Here is a 16,643-nt window from a genome sequence, read left to right as displayed (position 1 = left end):
TCAAAAGAATTCGAGGCTGACGCGGAACATCTGCTCGACCTGCTTGACGGCATGGGCAAGTGCGAAGATGACCACCCGGTCCTTCGGCTTGATGCGCAGCGAGCCGCTCGGCTTTATTACCTCGCCGTCGCGGTAGACCGCGCCGATGCGCATGCCGTCCGGCAGATCCAGCTCGCGAAGGAACGGACCGACAAGCGGCGAGGTCTCCAGCGCCTCCGCCTCGATGATCTCGGCCGCGCCGCGCTGGATGGAGTGGACGGCGCGTATGCGCCCTCGCCTCACATGCTGCAGGATGCGCGAGACGGTCACTGTGCCGGGATTGACGGTCGCGTCGATGCCGACGGATTTTGTGATGTCGAGATAGGACGAATTGTTGATCAGCGCCAGATTGGACTTGCAGCCGAGCCGCTTGGCCATGACGCTGGACAGGATGTTGACTTGGTCGTTGTTGGTCAGCGCGATCATCAGGTCGGCTTCCTGGATGTCGGCTTCAAGCAGCAGCTTCTGGTCGAGGGCGCTACCGTTGAGCACCACCGTCCGGCGCAGCTCGTCGGCGATCGCCACGGCGCGTTCGCGCCCGTGCTCTATCATCTTGACCTTGGTGCGGTTCTGGCGCTTTTCGATGGTCTTGGCCACGAACAGGCCGATATTGCCGCCGCCGGCAATAACGATGCGCGTGGCTTCCTGCTCCTCATGCCCGAAAAGGCCGAGCGTGCGCCGCACCTGGTCCTTGGTGGTGACGACATAGGCGAGGTCTCCGGCGACCAGCTGGTCGGCCGAACGCGGGATGAACAGCTTGCCGTTGCGGGTGACGCCGACAACCGTCGCCGGCAAATCCGGAAAAAGCTCGCTCAGTTGGGCAAGCGGCGTATTTATGACCGGGCAGTCCTCCAGGCACTCGATCGCCACCATGGCTATCTTGTTCTCGGCAAAGCGCACCACGTCGGTCGCGCCGGGCAGCGCGATGCGGCGCAGCACCATCTCGCCCACTTCCAGCTCCGGCGAGATGATCACGTCGATGGGCAAATGGTCGCGGGAGAACAGGTCCTGATAGTGCGGCTGCAGATAGGATTGCGAGCGGATGCGCGCGACCTTCATCGGCACGTTGAACAGCGCATGCGCCACTTCGCAGGCGACGATGTTGACCTCGTCGTAGAGCGTCACGGCGATGATCATGTCGGCCTGCTGGGCGCCGGCCTTTTCCAGGACGTCCGGATGCGCGCCGTGCCCGACGAAGCCGCGGACGTCGAGCGAATCACGCACGGCCTGGATGAGCTCGGGCGAAGTGTCGATGATCGATATGTCGTTCTTCTCGGCCGCCAGCCTTTCGGCGATGCCGTAGCCAACCTGTCCCGCGCCGCAGATTATGATGCGCATCTAAGGCTCGGCCAAATGCTGGAATGGGACACGGTCAGACTCCGAGGGATTTCAGTTTGCGGTGCAGTGCCGACCGTTCCATACCAATGAACTCGGCCGTGCGCGAGATGTTGCCGCCAAACCTGTTGATCTGTGCGATCAGATATTCCTTCTCGAACATTTCGCGCGCCTCGCGCAGCGGCAGCGCCATGATGTGCTGGTCCGACTGGTTGGGCGCGCGCGGCATGACATCGCCGATTTCGGCGGGCAAAAGGTCGGCGGTTATCGGCGCCTCGACGTCGTTGCCGCGCACGAGAATCATCAGCCGCTCGATATTGTTGCGCAGCTGCCGCACATTGCCCGGCCAGTTATGCGCCTGCAGCACCGCCATGGCGTCCTCGCCTATGCGGCGCGGCTTGATGCCTGCATGCCTGGCCACCTGCTTGATAAAGCCGTCGACGAGATAGGGAATGTCCTCGCGCCGCTCCGCCAGGCCCGGCACCATGACCGGCACCACCGCCAGGCGATGATAGAGGTCCTCGCGGAAGCGGCCTTCGGCGATCATCGCTTCGAGATTCTGGGCTGTCGACGAAATGATGCGCACATCGACCTTGACCCGCTTGGTGCCCCCTACCCGCTCGAATTGCTGGTCGACCAGCACGCGCAGGATCTTGCTCTGGGTCTCGCGCGGCATGTCCGCGACCTCGTCGAGATAGAGGATGCCGCGATGCGCCTCCTCGAGCGCGCCGACCTTGCGCTCGCCGCCGTTCGATTCGGTGCCGAAAAGCTCGATCTCCATGCGCTCAGGCGTGATCGTCGCGGCATTCAGCGAAACGAACGGTCCGGTCTTGCGCGCCGACAGCGCATGAATGGCGCGGGCGACCTGCTCCTTGCCCGAGCCGGACGGGCCAATGATCATGATGCGGCTGTTGGTCGGCGCCACGCGCTCGATCGTCTGGCGCAATTGCGTCATGGCCGACGACATGCCGATCAGGTCGTAGGTCTCGCCGCTGCGCATCTTCAGGTCCGAAACCTCGCGTTTGAGCTTGGAGGTTTCGAGCGCGCGCTCGGCGATCAGGATCAGGCGATCGGCCTTGAACGGCTTCTCGATGAAATCATAGGCGCCGCGCCGGATCGCCGAAACCGCGGTTTCGATGTTGCCGTGGCCCGAGATCATCACCACCGGAAGATGCGGGTGCATGGTCTTGATCTCGTCCAGCAGCGCCAGCCCGTCGAGGCGCGATCCCTGCAGCCATATATCCAGGAACACCAGCCGCGGCACGCGGTCGGCAATCGCCGCCAGTGCGCTGTCGGCGCCATGCGCCGTACGGGTTTCGTGACCTTCGTCGCTCAGGATTCCGGCGACGAGTTCGCGGATGTCTTCCTCGTCGTCGACGATGAGAATATCAGACGCCATTATCGACCTTTTCAGTTTCTCGTTCGGCTGCGCCGCCGTCTGGCGACAGCGCTGCGCTTTCAGGTGCGGCGGGCAGAAGCATGGTGATCATCGCGCCGCGTCCATCATGGAAGTCGGGCGGCGCATCGTGCAGTTCCAGCCGGCCGCCATGGTCCTCCACGATCTTTTTGACGATGGCGAGGCCGAGCCCGGTCCCCTTCTCGCGCGTCGTCATGTAAGGCTCCAGCAGGCGCTGGCGATTTTCGCGCGGCAATCCCTTGCCGTTGTCGATGACATCGACGCGGATCATCCTGCCTTCACGAGCAGCCTTGATCCTTATCGCCCCCACCTTCCCGTTCTCGCGTTCGACTGCCTCGATCGCCTCGGCCGCATTCTTGATGACATTGCCGAAAGCCTGCGACATCAGCCGGCTGTCGAACTTGCCCCTGAGCGGCTCGTTGCCGAAATCGCGCTCGAAGGCGATGTCGGAGCGGCTGACCTCGATGAGGAACGACGCCTCTCGCAAAGGTTCGCGCAGGTCCATGATCGTCATTTCAGGCTTTGGCATGCGGGCAAAGGCCGAGAACTCGTCGACCATGCGGCCGATATCGCCCACCTGGCGAATGATCGTGTCGGTGCACTGATCGAAAACCTCGCGGTCCTCGGTAATGACCTTGCCGTAGCGGCGCTTGATGCGCTCGGCCGAAAGCTGGATCGGGGTCAGCGGGTTCTTGATCTCGTGGGCGATGCGCCGCGCCACATCCGCCCAGGCGGAGGTGCGCTGCGCCTGCACCAGATCAGTGATGTCGTCGATCGTCACCACATAGGATTTTTCGTCGTCGGCGGTCTCGCCGGCCTCGACCGTAACCTGGACGTTGAAAGTCCGCTCGGCGCCGGCGCGATAGAAGGTAACCTGCTCGCGGTGGACGGGCCTGCCCGATTTGCGCCCGATCTCGAAGACGCGCCCGACCTGCGGCAGTAGCGTCGACAGGTTCTGGCCGACCGAGGTTTTCCCCGAAAGCGCCAGCATGGTTTCGGCCGAGCGGTTGACGATGGTGACGATGCCGTAGGGATCGACGCCGATAACGCCGGCGGTGACGCCGGCAAGCACCGCCTCGGAAAAGCGTCGGCGCTCGTCGACTAGGTCCTTGGCGGCGAGGATCTCGTTGCGCTGTGATTTCAGTTGCAGCAGCATCTTGTTGAAGGTGTCACCGAGCGAGGCGACGTCGCCGTCCGAAGGCCGGACCGGCACTGCAACGTCGAGATTGCCGGTCGCGACCTCATCGGCCGCGCCAATGAGTTGGCGGATAGGCCTGACCAGCCGGTCGGCGACCGCAATACCGGTCCATATAGCCGACAGCACGATGACCAGCGTCAGCCCGAGATAAAGCAGCGCGAAGGCCACTTGAGTGGTGGTGCGGTTGGCTTCCAGCCCGCGATAGGCGTCGGTATTGGCCGTGACGATCTGGCGGGCCCGGATCACCTCCGGGTCGACCAGCCGGATCGTGTAGAGGTAGACGTCCGGTATTTCCCGCAGCTTTACGACCGCGCCGACGATGTTGCGGGTGCGCGGCTCGATCAGCACTACCTGCCCGTTCTGGGCATCCTGCACCGCGCCCGCCGGCGTCTCCGGCATGGTGAAGTCGGCCGCTGTCTCCGCGCTCATGATGAACGAGCCATCGTCACGGATGAGCGCCGCATGCGCCAGCGCCCGGCCGACCGCCTGCTGGCTCATGAAATTGCGAAAGCCGGTGCGGTCTAGGTTGTAGAGGGTGCGGGCATTGTCCAGGTCGTAGGCCATGGACAGCGTCGTCCCTTGCAGGTTGCGGGCGTTCTCCTGCACGTAGGCTTCGGCGATCGACAGCGACGAATTTACGATCGTCTTGGTGCGGATCTCGAACCAGCGGTCGAGCCCGATATCGAGCGTGATCGACGCGATCACAGCGACCAGAATGGCCGGCAGCGCCGCCACAAGCGAGAACATTGCGACGATGCGCACATGCAGCCGCGACGCCGCCTTGCCGCGCCGGCGCGCCGCCAGCACGCGGTGCACTTCGCGGCCGATCAGCGCGATCAGAAAAAGAATGAAAGCGGCGTTGATGCCGATGATCAGCGCCAGCGTGGTGGCATCGTCGGGCTCGATCGGCGTCGCGCCGACCAGGATCGCGAACGAGATCGCAGCCGTGGCAAGCGAACCCACGACAGCCACGATGCCCGGCAGCGCCAGCAGACGGCGACCGTCGAGTGAGCCGGCTTGCGAGAAAAGCCGTGTGGTTGCAGGTGATGCCGGAATCGCCATGTCTGCTGTGGAGCCTCGTTTGCGTTGGATGTATGCAACGCATTGTGGCGATTATGCAACAAAATGGCCGTGAACGGAAATGTTTGACGTTATGCCGCGGAGAACATGATTCCGAGCCGAAGGTCCGCGTGGCGTGAGGTTGCGGACCTTTTGAACAAGTTCATTCGGCTAAATAAATTGGAGTCATTGGCATCCACCGGGACGGTCCCGGCTCAGGCCTGTTTCGATGCCCGGTAGACGTTGACGCCGAGTTCGCGGATCTTCTTGCGCAGCGTGTTGCGGTTGAGGCCGAGCAGTTCGGCCGCCTTGATCTGGTTGCCGCGCGTCGCCGTCATCGAGGCGAGCACCAGCGGGAACTCGACCTCGGAGAGGATGCGCTGGTAGAGTCCGGCCGGCGGCAGATCGCCGCCGAAGGCCGAGAAATAGCGCTGCAGATAATGCTCTACCGCCTGCCCGATCGACAGATCGTCGGGGATGAGGCTGCCGCCCGGCACGACCGGCTGCACGCCGGTCTTGAGCTCGATCTCGATGATCTCGGCCGAAATCTCATCCTGGGCGTAGAGCGCGGCGAGCCGCCGGACCAGATTTTCCAGTTCGCGCACATTGCCCGGCCAGGGATAGCGCTTCATCAGCTCGATGCCGCCGCTCGAAATCCGCTTCGTCTGCAGACCCTCGCTCTCGCCCTGCTTGAAGAAATGCCGGACAAGGTCCGGAATATCCTCCGAACGCTCGCGAAGTGCTGGAAGCCGCAGCGGCACCACATTGATTCGATAGAACAAATCCTCGCGGAAAAGCCCTTGGTTGATGAGCGTCCGCAAATCCTTGTTGGTGGCCGCGACGATGCGCACATCGGTCTTGATCGGGGTGCGGCCGCCGACCGTGGTGTATTCGCCCTGCTGCAGAACCCGCAGCAATCTCGTCTGCGCCTCCATCGGCATGTCGCCGATCTCATCCAGGAACAGCGTGCCGCCTTCGGCCTGCTCGAAGCGGCCGGTGGAGCGGTTCTGCGCGCCGGTGAAAGCGCCCTTCTCGTGTCCGAACAACTCCGATTCGATCAGGTCGCGCGGAATTGCCGCCATGTTGATCGCCACGAACGGGCCGTTGCGCCTCCGGCCGTATTCGTGGAGCGCCCGCGCCACGAGTTCCTTGCCGGTGCCGGATTCGCCCGTGATCATCACCGTCAGGTCGGTCTGCATCATGCGGGCGAGCATGCGGTAGATGTCCTGCATGGCCGCCGACCGCCCGACCAGCGGCATCGATTCGGGCTGCTCGTCCGGCTGGGCGTCGCCTTTGGGCCGCCGCGGTTCGGACAGCGCGCGGTTGACGATATTCAGCAGTTCGTTCAGGTCGAACGGCTTCGGCAGATATTCGTAGGCGCCCGTCTCCGAGGCGCGTATCGCCGTCATGAACGTGTTCTGCGCGCTCATCACCACGACCGGCAGTTCGGGCCTGGCCTTCTTGATGCGCGGCAGCATGTCGAACGCGTTCTCGTCGGGCATCACCACATCGGTGATGACCAGGTCGCCCTCGCCTGCCGCCACCCAGCGCCAGAGCGTCGCCGCATTCGAGGTCACGCGCACCTCATGGCCGACCCGCGACAGCGCCTGGTTCAGCACCGTGCGAATGGCGGCGTCGTCGTCGGCGACCAGAATATTGCCTTTGACCATCACTGGGCTCCCTCGCCGTCATGCGAAACGGGCATTTCCTTCCATGCCGGCATCAGGATGCGAAAAGTCGTGCCGCGCGACGTGGAATCGCATTCGATGATGCCGCCATGCTCGCCGACGATCTTTGCCACCAGGGCCAGGCCGAGGCCGGAGCCGTTCGGCTTTGTGGTGATGAACGGATCGAACAGGATCGGCAGTATGTCTTCCGGAACGCCCGGCCCGTTGTCGTGCACGCAAAATTCGAGCGGCAGCGAGACCCGGTCCTGCGAACCCGGAGCCGAGACGCGGATGCCGGGCCGGAACGCCGTCGACAGCGAGATCTCGCTGGTCGGCTGGTTCCCGGCCGCCTCGGCTGCGTTCTTCACCAGGTTCAGGAATATCTGTACGAGTTGATCCCGGTTCGCGAACACCGAAGGCAATGATGGATCATAATCCTCGAAAATCTTGATCCGGCTTGCAAAACCGTTCTTCGCGATCGCCTTCACATGATCCAGCACCACATGGATGTTGACGGGATAGCGATCGATTGGCCGTTCGTCGGAAAACACTTCCATGCGGTCGACCAGCGAGACGATGCGGTCGGTCTCGTCGGTGATCAGCCGCGTCAAGGCGCGATCCTCGTCCGGAACCACCGTCTCCAGAAGCTGGGCCGCGCCGCGAATGCCCGACAGCGGGTTCTTGATCTCGTGCGCCAGCATGGCCGCCAGCCCGGTCACGGAACGCGCCGCGCCGCGATGCGTCATCTGGCGGTCGATCTTGTCGGCCATCGAGCGTTCCTGGAACATCACCACGACCGAGCCGGGCAGTTCGGGAACCGGCGCAACGTAGAGATCGACGATCCTTTCGACGCCGAGACGGGGCGAGGAGATGTCGACGCGGTACTCGTTGACCGGCGCCCCGCGCTCACGGACCTGCTCGACCAGGGCCAGGATCGGGCTGCCGAATGGTACGAAGCGCGCCAGCGTGTTGCGTGCAAGCACGGCCGCACTCGACCGGAAAAAATCCTCGGCGTCGGCATTGGCATAGCTGATCAGGCCGTCGGCATTGATCATGATGACCGGACGGCGGATCGTGTTCAGCACGATCTCGGCCGCCGAAGGCTCGTCCACGACCGAGGCTGCTGGCAGGTTCATGCGGCGCTCCTTGCGGCTTCGGTTTGCCACGGCGTTGTAAGGGCTTGCCGCAGCGCGGCGATTACCTGCGCCGGCTCGAAAGAGGATAGAATGGTCCGGCGGAGCTCCGCCGGCGCGTCGTCGGCATGACGATCGAGATACCAGCCCAAATGCTTTCGCGCCTGGCGCAGCCCGCTCTCGACGCCGTACAGCGCCAGCATGTCCTCATAATGCGCGACGGCATAGCCGGCGACGTCGCCGCCCGTCAGCGGCACGCCCGGCGCATCCGAATCTGCAGCGCGGTGCGCGATCGAGCCCGCCATCCACGGCGCACCATAGCTTGCGCGGCCGACCATCACCGCATCCGCGCCCGAGAGGCTCAGGATTTCCTGTGCGTCGGCCGGCGAACCGACATCGCCATTGGCGACGACGGGTATCGAAACCGCTTCCTTGACGCGCGCTATCGCCCGCCAGTCGGCCTTGCCCTGATAGAACTGGCAGCGCGTGCGGCCATGCACCGTCACCATTTTCACGCCCGCCTGCTCTGCGCGGCGCGCCAAAAGCGGCGCGTTGAGCGCGCTTTCGTCCCAGCCGAGCCGCATCTTGACCGTCACTGGTACTTCGACCGCACCGATCACCGCCTCTATCAGCGCCAGCGCGTGGTCGAGATCGCGCATCAGCGCCGATCCGGCATAGCCGCCCGTCACCTTCTTGGCCGGGCAGCCCATATTGATGTCGATGATGTCGGCGCCCTCGCCTGCCGCGATCCTCGCCCCTTCCGCCATATGCGCGGCTTCGCGCCCGGCAAGCTGGACCATGTGCACGGGCAGGCCGGAGTGGCGTGCCCGCCGCGCGGATGCGGCATGGCCCTTGGCCAGTTCTCCGCTGGCGACCATTTCCGAGACCACCAGCCCGGCGCCATGCGCATAAGCACGCGTGCGGAACGCTTCGTCGGTGATGCCCGACATCGGCGCCAGGAACACCCGGTTGCGGATGGTCGCGCCGCCGATCTCAAGCGGCCTGGCCAGATTGCTCACCTCAGGCATGCACAAAAACGAAGCACCTTTTCACGCTGCTTAATCCCTAGACATTTTGAACGTCGCGCGCAACCGCCCCATGCGCCGAAATCGTCGCAGAACCGGGAAATTGCTGGTCATCGCGACAGCCTGCGACTATGCGTCTCGTCATGGAGAAGAGTTCCGACAGCCCGGCCGAGCACATTGACGGCCCCGTCGCCGTGGTCATCGTGGCGGCGGGCCGGGGCGAGCGTGCCGGCCAGTCCGACGGTCCCAAGCAGTACCGGAGCATCGGCGGGCGCACCGTCATCGCGCGCACGCTCGACGCATTTCTCACGCATCCGGACATCGGCCCGATCGTGGTGGCGGTCCATGCCGACGACGAGGCATTGTTTCGCGCCGCCGCCGGCGAAGCCGGCGAACGGGTCATGGTGGTGCATGGCGGCGCCACGCGGCAGGATTCGACGCGCCTTGGCCTGCTCGCCCTGCAGGAAAAATCGCCCGGCGCGGTGCTGATCCATGACGGCGCGCGGCCCTTCGTCGACACCGAGACCATCGACCGCATCATCCTGGCCATCGACGCCGAGCACGGAGCGGTGCCGGCTTTGCCGGTCTCGGACACGCTGAAGAAGGAAGCGCCCGACGGCACGGTGTCCGAAACCGTGCCGCGCGCCGGCCTCCACGCTGCGCAGACGCCGCAAGGCTTCCCCTTCGGCCCTATCTTCGCGGCGCACCAGAAGGCGTTCGAGGCGGGCGTCGCCGATTTCACCGATGATGCGGCGATCGCAGAATCGGCCGGCATTCCGGTGCGCATCGTTCCCGGCTCCCCCGACAATCTGAAGCTCACCTGGGCCAGGGACATTGCCATGGCCGATCAGCGCCTCACCGAATCCAGAAGCGCCTTTCCCGACGTCCGCACCGGCAATGGCTATGACGTGCATTCCTTCGAGCCTGGAAATAGCGTGATGCTGTGCGGGGTCGCCATTCCGCATCACCAAAAGCTTTCCGGACATTCCGACGCCGATGTCGGCCTGCATGCGCTGACCGACGCGCTTCTGGCCACCTGCGGCGCCGGTGACATCGGCACGCATTTTCCGCCCTCCGATCCGCAATGGAAGGGTGCGGCCTCGCGTATCTTCGTCGAGCACGCGGCAACGATCGTGCGCGCCAAGGGTGGACGCATCGCCAATGCCGACATCACGCTGATCTGCGAGGCGCCGCGCATCGGACCGCATCGCGACGCCATGACCGAGGCGCTGGTAAATATGCTCGGCATCGACCGGTCGCGCATTTCGGTGAAGGCGACCACCAACGAAAAGCTCGGCTTCATCGGCCGCGAGGAAGGCATCGCGGCGATCGCGACGGCAACCGTCGTCTATCCCGGGGAATTGCCGGAATGAGCGACACGGAGCCCCTCGCCCGCGCCGTGCTCGAGGCCTGCACGCAGCGGGGCATCATGCTCGCCACTGCCGAAAGCTGCACCGGCGGCATGATCGTCGCCGCGCTCACCGATATCGCCGGATCCTCGGCCGTGGTCGACCGCGGCTTCGTCACCTATTCCAATGCGGCGAAGATGGAGATGCTCGGCGTCTCGGCCGCCACGCTCGACGCGCATGGCGCGGTGTCTGCCAAGACCGCCCTCGAAATGGCCGCCGGCGCCCTCGCCCGTTCCCATGCGGGCCTGGCGCTTTCGGTCACCGGCATCGCCGGCCCCGACGGCGGTTCGGCGGAAAAGCCCGTCGGCCTGGTCTGGTTCGGCCTTGCCCGGCAGGGTTCTCAGCCGATCGCCGAGCAGCGCACCTTCGAAAATCGCGGCCGCGATTTCATCCGCCGCGAATCCGTACGGACGGCTCTCGAGATGGCGCTGAAGGCTTTGCAAGCTTAGCTGGGCTAAATTACCTGTTCGCCATAGATGGCGTCGGCGCGCTTTTCGAAGGCTTCGGAGAACGCGTGGAACGCGCGGTCGAACATCGCGCCCATCATTGCGCCTAAAATCCGGCTCTTGAACTCGTAGTCTATCGAGAACACGACGTTGGAGTGGCCGCTGCCGGCCGGCTCGAAGCGCCAGATATTGGTGAGGTAGCGGAACGGCCCGTCGACATATTTCACCTCGATGACGTTCTCGTCCGGCTTCAGATGCACCTGGCTGGTGAAAGTCTCGCGGATCGCCTTGTAGCCCACCGTCATGTCGGCGAGCAGCATGGTGCGGCCGTCGCGCTCCCGGCGCGAGCGGACCGTGAGCGCTTCGCAAAGCGGCAGGAACTCCGGATATTTTTCCACGTCGGCAACCAGCGCGAACATCTCGTCCGGAGTATGGTCCACCCGTCTCGTTGTTTCGAATTTCGGCATGAATCTGGGAGTTACGCGGATTTGCTCAGAAACGCTTCGCGCGCGGCGCGAAGCTTTGCGAAATCGTCACCGGCGTGATGTGACGAGCGGGTCAGCGGGCTCGATGCGACCAGCAGGAAGCCCTTCGACTTGCCGATCGTCTCGTAGGATTTGAACTCCTCCGGCGTGACGAACTTCTTCACCGGATGGTGCTTTTTGGTCGGCTGCAGATACTGGCCGATCGTCATGAAGTCGACATCGGCCGAGCGCAGGTCGTCCATCAGTTGCAGGATCTCGTTCCGCTCCTCGCCCAGCCCCACCATGATGCCGGACTTGGTGAAGATCGAGGGATCGAGCTCCTTGACCCGTTGCAGTAGCCTTATCGAATGGAAATAGCGCGCGCCGGGCCGCACCGTCAGGTAGTTCGACGCCACCGTTTCGAGATTGTGGTTGAAGACGTCGGGCTTGGCCGCCACGACGATCTCCAGCGCCCCGTCCTTGCGCAAAAAGTCCGGCGTCAGGATCTCGACCGTCGTCTGCGGCGTCGCCGCGCGGATCGCGTGGATGACATCGGCGAAATGCTGCGCGCCGCCATCGTCGAGGTCGTCGCGGTCGACCGAGGTGATGACGACGTGGCTGAGCCCCATCTGCTTCACCGCCTTGGCGACGCTGTCCGGCTCGTTCGGGTCGAGTGCCGTCGGCCGCCCCGTCGAGACGTTGCAGAACGCGCAGGCGCGGGTGCAGATCTCGCCCATGATCATGAAGGTCGCGTGCTTCTTTTCCCAGCACTCGCCGATGTTGGGGCAGCCGGCCTCCTCGCAGACCGTGACGAGCTTGTGCGACTTCACGATCTCGCGCGTTTCCGCATAACCCTTGGAGGTCGGCGCCTTGACCCGGATCCAGTCGGGCTTGCGCAGCACCTCCTGGTCCGGCCGGTGCGCCTTTTCGGGGTGCCTCAGCCGCGGCGCGTTCGAAATCGTGTCGAGTATCGTGACCATAATGTTCAGTTCACTCCGCTCGCCTTGGCCCGTCCGAAAATCCAGAGCAGCAGAACCGCGCCGGCGACCGCCACGATCAGGTTTCCGAGGAAGCCCTGATACTGGAAGTTGAGCAGCCCGGCGAGCGTGCCGCCGACAAACGAGCCGGCGATGCCGACCAGTATGTTGGTGAACAGCCCGTGATTGCGGTTCATCGCCTTCTCGGCGACGTAACCGGCGAGAAATCCGATCAGGAGCATGCCGAAAAAGCCGACGCCCGGCATGCCCATTATACCGACGCTCTGTTCCATCACCTGCTCCTGTTCCGCTCAGCCAGAACCCGCATATATGTCAGATCACCCTGCCGAAACAGCCCTGCCCGTGGCAGGCTGTCATGCGTTCAGCGCGCGGCCATAGGCGTCGAGCACGCTTTCCTTCATCATTTCCGACAGCGTCGGATGCGGGAAGATAGAGTGCATCAGCTCTTCCTCGGTGGTTTCCAAGTTCATTGCGACGACGAAACCCTGGATGAGTTCGGTGACTTCCGCACCCACCATATGCGCGCCGAGCAGTTGCCCGGTCTTCTTGTCGAATATGGTCTTCACCAGCCCTTGGTCCTCGCCGAGCGCGATCGCCTTGCCGTTGGCCACGAAGGGAAAGCGGCCGACGCGGATGTCGCGGCCCTCGGCCTTGGCCTTGGCTTCGGTCAGGCCGACCGACGCCACCTGCGGGCTGCAGTAGGTGCATCCCGGTATCTTCAGCTTGTCCATCGGATGGACGTTCGGCAGGCCGGCGATCTGTTCGACGCAGATCACCGCCTCGTGCTCTGCCTTGTGGGCAAGCATGGGCGGGCCGGCGACGTCGCCGATCGCGTAGATGCCCGGCACATTGGTCTTGCAGTAGCCGTCGATCACCACCGTGCCGCGGTCGGTTTTGACGCCCAGCGCCTCCAGCCCGAGATTTTCGACATTGCCCTGCACGCCGACCGCCGAGATCAGCCGGTCGGCCGTTATCTTCTCGACCTTGCCGTCCTTCATCTCGACATGGGCGGTGATCGAATTCGCCGCCTTCTCGACCTTGGTCACCTTGGCTTCGAGGATGATCTTCATGCCCTGCTTTTCGAACTGCTTCTTGGCGAAGGCGGAAATTTCCGCGTCCTCGACCGGCATCACCGCCGGCAGCAGTTCCACGACCGTCACGTCCACGCCCATCGTGCGGTAGAACGAGGCGAACTCGATGCCGATCGCGCCCGAACCCATCACCAGCAGCGATTTCGGCATTTCCGGCGGCACCATCGCCTCGAAATAGGTCCAGATCAGCTTGCCGTCCGGCTCGATGCCGGGCAGGGCGCGCGGCCGGGCACCCGTCGCAACAATGATGTGCTTGGCGGTATAGGTACCCTCGCCCTTGGTGTTCTTGGGCAGCGGCGCCTGCGGCTCCATCGGCTTCTTGGACGATTTCGACACGACGATCTCGGCCGGTTTGTCGCCGGAAGCAGCCTTGGTCAGCTTGGCCTCGCCCCAGATCACGTCGACCTTGTTCTTCTTCATCAGGAAGCCGACACCGCCATTCATGCGCTGCGCAATCCCGCGCGAGCGCTCGACGATCGCCTTCAGATCCGGCGTCACCTTGCCCTCGACCTTGAGGCCGTAATTCTTCGCATGCTCGGCATAGTGAAAAATCTCGGCCGAGCGCAGCAGCGCCTTGGTCGGGATGCAGCCCCAGTTGGAGCAGATGCCGGCCAGATGCTCGCGCTCGACGATCGCCGTCTTGAGGCCAAGCTGCGCCGCCCGGATCGCCGCAACATAACCGCCCGGGCCCGAACCGATGATGATGACGTCGTAAGCTTCGGCCATGTGTTTTCTGCCTCGTCTCTATGACACGTTTCGGGTGAGTAGCACCCAATCGTGTCTCTTGCTGTTTTCGGACAACGGCACGGCGTCGACGCGCTCGACTTCCGCGAAGCCGTTCCTGCGGTAAAGGCTGAGCGCCGTCTCATTGTAGCTCTCGGTGATCAGGCTCACCGGCCTGCCGTTTGCCGCGGCGAACTCCCACTCAAGCAAGGCGCGCCCTATGCCTTTGCCGCGATGGTGCTTGTAGACGCCGAGGCTGTCGATGAACCGGTCGCCGACAACTTTGCGCTGCAAGACCAGAAGCGGTTCGATCACCGGATGCTGCGCAACGCTGTCGCGCACGCTCTCATCGAGATCGTAGGCAATCGACATCCCGGCAACCTCGCCGTCCCATTCGGCAAGGATGGCGCTGCGCCATGCGCCCGGTTCATCCCCCCGCATCTTGGCGCGACCGCGTTCAAAAGCTGTATCGACAGTTCCTTTCATGACAGCGCCGTACCACAGCCAGCTTGCGAAGCCGTGTGACGCGACGTCGATCAGCACCGCGAGTTCCGCAGCGTCGCGCCGTTCGGCCGGGCGGATGGAAAGCTGCCCGGTCATCTGAGGCCTAGCATCACGCGCACCACGGGCGCGAGTGCTTCGCCAATCCGGCGCGTGTTCTCGGCGTCGAGATGCACGCCGTCAAGCGGTGTGGTTTCGGCAACCGAACCCGCATCGAAAAAGCCGCAGCCGACTTCGTCCGCCAGTTCGGAATACATGCCCGCCAGTTCGCGGGAGGCAGCGTCGCCGCCTGCGAACATGCCGGCAAACTCGGCATTTTCGGTGCGGCTGACCGGCGGCGGCGAAACAAGCAGTATCTCCGGCGCCTCCGCATCGAGCGGGTAAGCATGACCGCGCACGATCTTCACCAGCCGTGCCATACCCTGCTTGGCCGCCAGCGGGTTGCCATGGATCCACGGCTTCATGTCGTTCGAGCCGAGCATGATGACGATCAGATCCAGCGGCGAATGCGTGCCGAGCAGCGTCGGCAGCGTCCGCGCGCCGTTGCGGTCCTCGCCGGCAAGATCATCGTCGAAGGCGGTCGTCCTGCCGTTCAGCCCCTCGGCAATGACCTGTACGCCCTCCCCGAGCGCCGCCTGCAGCACGCTCGGCCAACGGTCTGCCAACGCATGCCGGCTGGGGCCGACGGCATTGTACCCCCAGGTCAGCGAATCGCCGTAGCAGAGGACGGTTTTCATGACTTCCGTCCTAAACCAGCATCCCCATCGGGTTCTCGACATGGCGCTTGAAGGCGACCAGCAGCTCGGCCCCGAGCGCCCCGTCCACCGCGCGGTGGTCGGTCGACAGCGTCACCGACATCATCGTGGCGATCTTCACTTCGCCATTCTTCACCACCGCCCGCTCCTCGCCCGCGCCGACCGCCAAAATGGTCGCATGCGGCGGGTTGATGACCGCGGAAAAATCCTTGATGCCGAACATGCCGAGGTTCGACACCGCCGTGGTGCCGCCCTGGTATTCCTCCGGCTTCAGCTTTTTGTTGCGCGCCCTTGCCGCCATGTCCTTCATCTCGTTGGAGATCACCGACAGCGTCTTTTCGTCCGCCTTGCGCACGATCGGCGTGATCAGGCCGCCGGGGATCGACACCGCCACCCCGACATCGGCGTGTTTGTGCTGCACCATGGCCGTCTCGGTCCAGGAGACGTTCGCCGTCGGCACGTCGCGCAGCGCCAGCGCCATCGCCTTGATGATCAGGTCGTTGACCGAAAGCTTGTAGGCTGGAACCTCGCCCTTGTCGGTCTTCTTCACCGGAGCGGCGGCATTCAGCTGCGCCCGAAGCGCAAGCAGCGCGTCTAGCTCGCAGTCGAGGGTGAGATAGAAATGCGGGATGGTCGACTTCGCCTCGACCAGCCGCCGGGCGATGGTCTTGCGCATACTGTCGTGCGGGATGAGCTCATAGGAGCCTTCGGCGAACAACTTCAGCACCTGCTCGTCGGACATCGGCTTAACCGCAGCAGCGGGCGCTGCGCCCGGAGCCGCTTTCTCCGCAGGCGCCGCCTTGGCCTCGCCGCCGGCGATCGCGGATTCGACATCCGCCTTCACCACGCGTCCATGCGGGCCGGATCCGGTCACCGCCGCGATATCAATGCCGGCATCTTTTGCGATACGGCGGGCGAGAGGGGAGGCGAACGTGCGCTCGCCGGCCGCATGTCCATTGGCCGCAGGAGTCGCCTGAGGCTTCTCGGCCTTGGCTGGTTCGGGTTTCGCCGCCTCTGCCTTGGCTGGCTCCTGCTTCGGCGTCTCGGTCGGCTCCTGTTTCAGAGTTTCGGCAGCCTTCGGCGCTTCCGCCGCGCCGTTGCCGCCCTTTGCCGCCGCGCCGGCATCCTCGCCTTCGGCCGCGAGCACCGCGATCAGCGCATTGACCTTTACGCCCTCGGTCCCCTCCGGCACCACGATCTTCGCCACCGTGCCCTCGTCGACCGCCTCGACCTCCATCGTCGCCTTGTCGGTCTCTATCTCGGCAATGACATCGCCTGGAGCGACCTTATCGCCCTCCTTGACCAGCCATTTGGCGAGATTGCCCTCCTCCATCGTGGGCGAGAGGGCAGGCATGGTGATGTTGATGGGCATCTCGCACCCTC

At 64.1% G+C, this 16,643-nt stretch carries 15 protein-coding genes; 2 read left to right on the top strand and 13 right to left on the bottom strand.

Annotation, left to right across the window (positions count from 1 at the left end; all coding sequences use genetic code 11):
* The 6 genes from trkA to dusB all read right to left on the bottom strand — a co-directional run bounded on the left by trkA (nt 1) and on the right by dusB (nt 8,876).
* Entirely contained in the window at nt 1–1,377 is a 1,377-nt protein-coding gene (gene trkA, locus MAXJ12_RS21505) for a Trk system potassium transporter TrkA (protein ID WP_008838098.1), read from the bottom strand.
* A gap of 34 nt (nt 1,378–1,411) precedes the next feature.
* Complete coding sequence (gene ntrX / locus MAXJ12_RS21500; RefSeq protein WP_008838097.1) at nt 1,412–2,773, bottom strand: nitrogen assimilation response regulator NtrX; 1,362 nt, start codon at nt 2,771–2,773, stop codon at nt 1,412–1,414.
* Complete coding sequence (locus MAXJ12_RS21495; protein ID WP_008838096.1) at nt 2,763–5,051, bottom strand: sensor histidine kinase NtrY-like; 2,289 nt, start codon at nt 5,049–5,051, stop codon at nt 2,763–2,765. Before MAXJ12_RS21495 ends, ntrX begins: the two co-directional genes overlap by 11 nt.
* Before the next feature lie 212 nt (nt 5,052–5,263).
* Nucleotides 5,264–6,721, bottom strand: coding sequence for a nitrogen regulation protein NR(I) (gene ntrC, locus MAXJ12_RS21490; RefSeq protein ID WP_040587243.1), 1,458 nt, complete (start codon nt 6,719–6,721; stop codon nt 5,264–5,266).
* Entirely contained in the window at nt 6,718–7,851 is a 1,134-nt protein-coding gene (locus MAXJ12_RS21485; RefSeq protein WP_008838094.1) for a two-component system sensor histidine kinase NtrB, read from the bottom strand. The genes ntrC and MAXJ12_RS21485 overlap by 4 nt, the downstream gene beginning before the upstream one ends.
* Nucleotides 7,848–8,876, bottom strand: coding sequence for a tRNA dihydrouridine synthase DusB (gene dusB, locus MAXJ12_RS21480; RefSeq protein WP_008838093.1), 1,029 nt, complete (start codon nt 8,874–8,876; stop codon nt 7,848–7,850). The genes MAXJ12_RS21485 and dusB overlap by 4 nt, the downstream gene beginning before the upstream one ends.
* 140 nt (nt 8,877–9,016) lie before the next feature.
* Between dusB and MAXJ12_RS21475 the strand changes: the two genes are divergently transcribed.
* Both MAXJ12_RS21475 and MAXJ12_RS21470 read left to right on the top strand, forming a co-directional pair.
* Entirely contained in the window at nt 9,017–10,246 is a 1,230-nt protein-coding gene (locus tag MAXJ12_RS21475; RefSeq protein WP_040587267.1) for a bifunctional 2-C-methyl-D-erythritol 4-phosphate cytidylyltransferase/2-C-methyl-D-erythritol 2,4-cyclodiphosphate synthase, read from the top strand.
* On the top strand, nt 10,243–10,731 hold the full coding sequence (locus MAXJ12_RS21470; RefSeq protein WP_008838091.1) for a CinA family protein: 489 nt from the start codon (nt 10,243–10,245) through the stop codon (nt 10,729–10,731). The genes MAXJ12_RS21475 and MAXJ12_RS21470 overlap by 4 nt, the downstream gene beginning before the upstream one ends.
* A 5-nt stretch (nt 10,732–10,736) precedes the next feature.
* Here the strand turns inward: MAXJ12_RS21470 and MAXJ12_RS21465 are convergent, their stop codons facing one another.
* From MAXJ12_RS21465 to MAXJ12_RS21435, 7 genes are all read right to left on the bottom strand, one after another.
* Nucleotides 10,737–11,195, bottom strand: coding sequence for a type II toxin-antitoxin system RatA family toxin (locus tag MAXJ12_RS21465; protein ID WP_008838090.1), 459 nt, complete (start codon nt 11,193–11,195; stop codon nt 10,737–10,739).
* Nucleotides 11,196–11,206: 11 nt separating this feature from the next.
* Nucleotides 11,207–12,172, bottom strand: a complete 966-nt coding sequence (lipA, locus tag MAXJ12_RS21460; RefSeq protein ID WP_008838089.1) for a lipoyl synthase — start codon at nt 12,170–12,172, stop codon at nt 11,207–11,209.
* A gap of 5 nt (nt 12,173–12,177) precedes the next feature.
* Nucleotides 12,178–12,462, bottom strand: a complete 285-nt coding sequence (locus MAXJ12_RS21455) for a GlsB/YeaQ/YmgE family stress response membrane protein (RefSeq protein WP_008838088.1) — start codon at nt 12,460–12,462, stop codon at nt 12,178–12,180.
* A gap of 81 nt (nt 12,463–12,543) precedes the next feature.
* A complete protein-coding gene (gene lpdA / locus MAXJ12_RS21450) occupies nt 12,544–14,007 on the bottom strand; it encodes a dihydrolipoyl dehydrogenase (protein ID WP_008838087.1) in 1,464 nt (487 codons plus the stop codon).
* A gap of 18 nt (nt 14,008–14,025) precedes the next feature.
* The gene (locus MAXJ12_RS21445; protein ID WP_008838086.1) at nt 14,026–14,604 is read right to left on the bottom strand and encodes a GNAT family N-acetyltransferase; all 579 of its coding nucleotides are present in this window, start codon (nt 14,602–14,604) and stop codon (nt 14,026–14,028) included.
* Nucleotides 14,601–15,242 (bottom strand): SGNH/GDSL hydrolase family protein, encoded by a 642-nt coding sequence (locus MAXJ12_RS21440; RefSeq protein ID WP_008838085.1) that lies wholly within the window; start codon nt 15,240–15,242, stop codon nt 14,601–14,603. Before MAXJ12_RS21440 ends, MAXJ12_RS21445 begins: the two co-directional genes overlap by 4 nt.
* A gap of 10 nt (nt 15,243–15,252) precedes the next feature.
* Nucleotides 15,253–16,632, bottom strand: coding sequence for a pyruvate dehydrogenase complex dihydrolipoamide acetyltransferase (locus MAXJ12_RS21435; protein ID WP_008838084.1), 1,380 nt, complete (start codon nt 16,630–16,632; stop codon nt 15,253–15,255).
* Nucleotides 16,633–16,643 lie beyond the last annotated feature (11 nt).

The sequence above is a fragment of the Mesorhizobium alhagi CCNWXJ12-2 genome, from assembly GCF_000236565.1.
GTDB classification, from domain to species: Bacteria; Pseudomonadota; Alphaproteobacteria; order Rhizobiales; family Rhizobiaceae; genus Allomesorhizobium; species Allomesorhizobium alhagi.
Note: the sequence above shows the minus strand (reverse complement) of the source record. Positions and strands in the feature narration are given on the sequence as shown.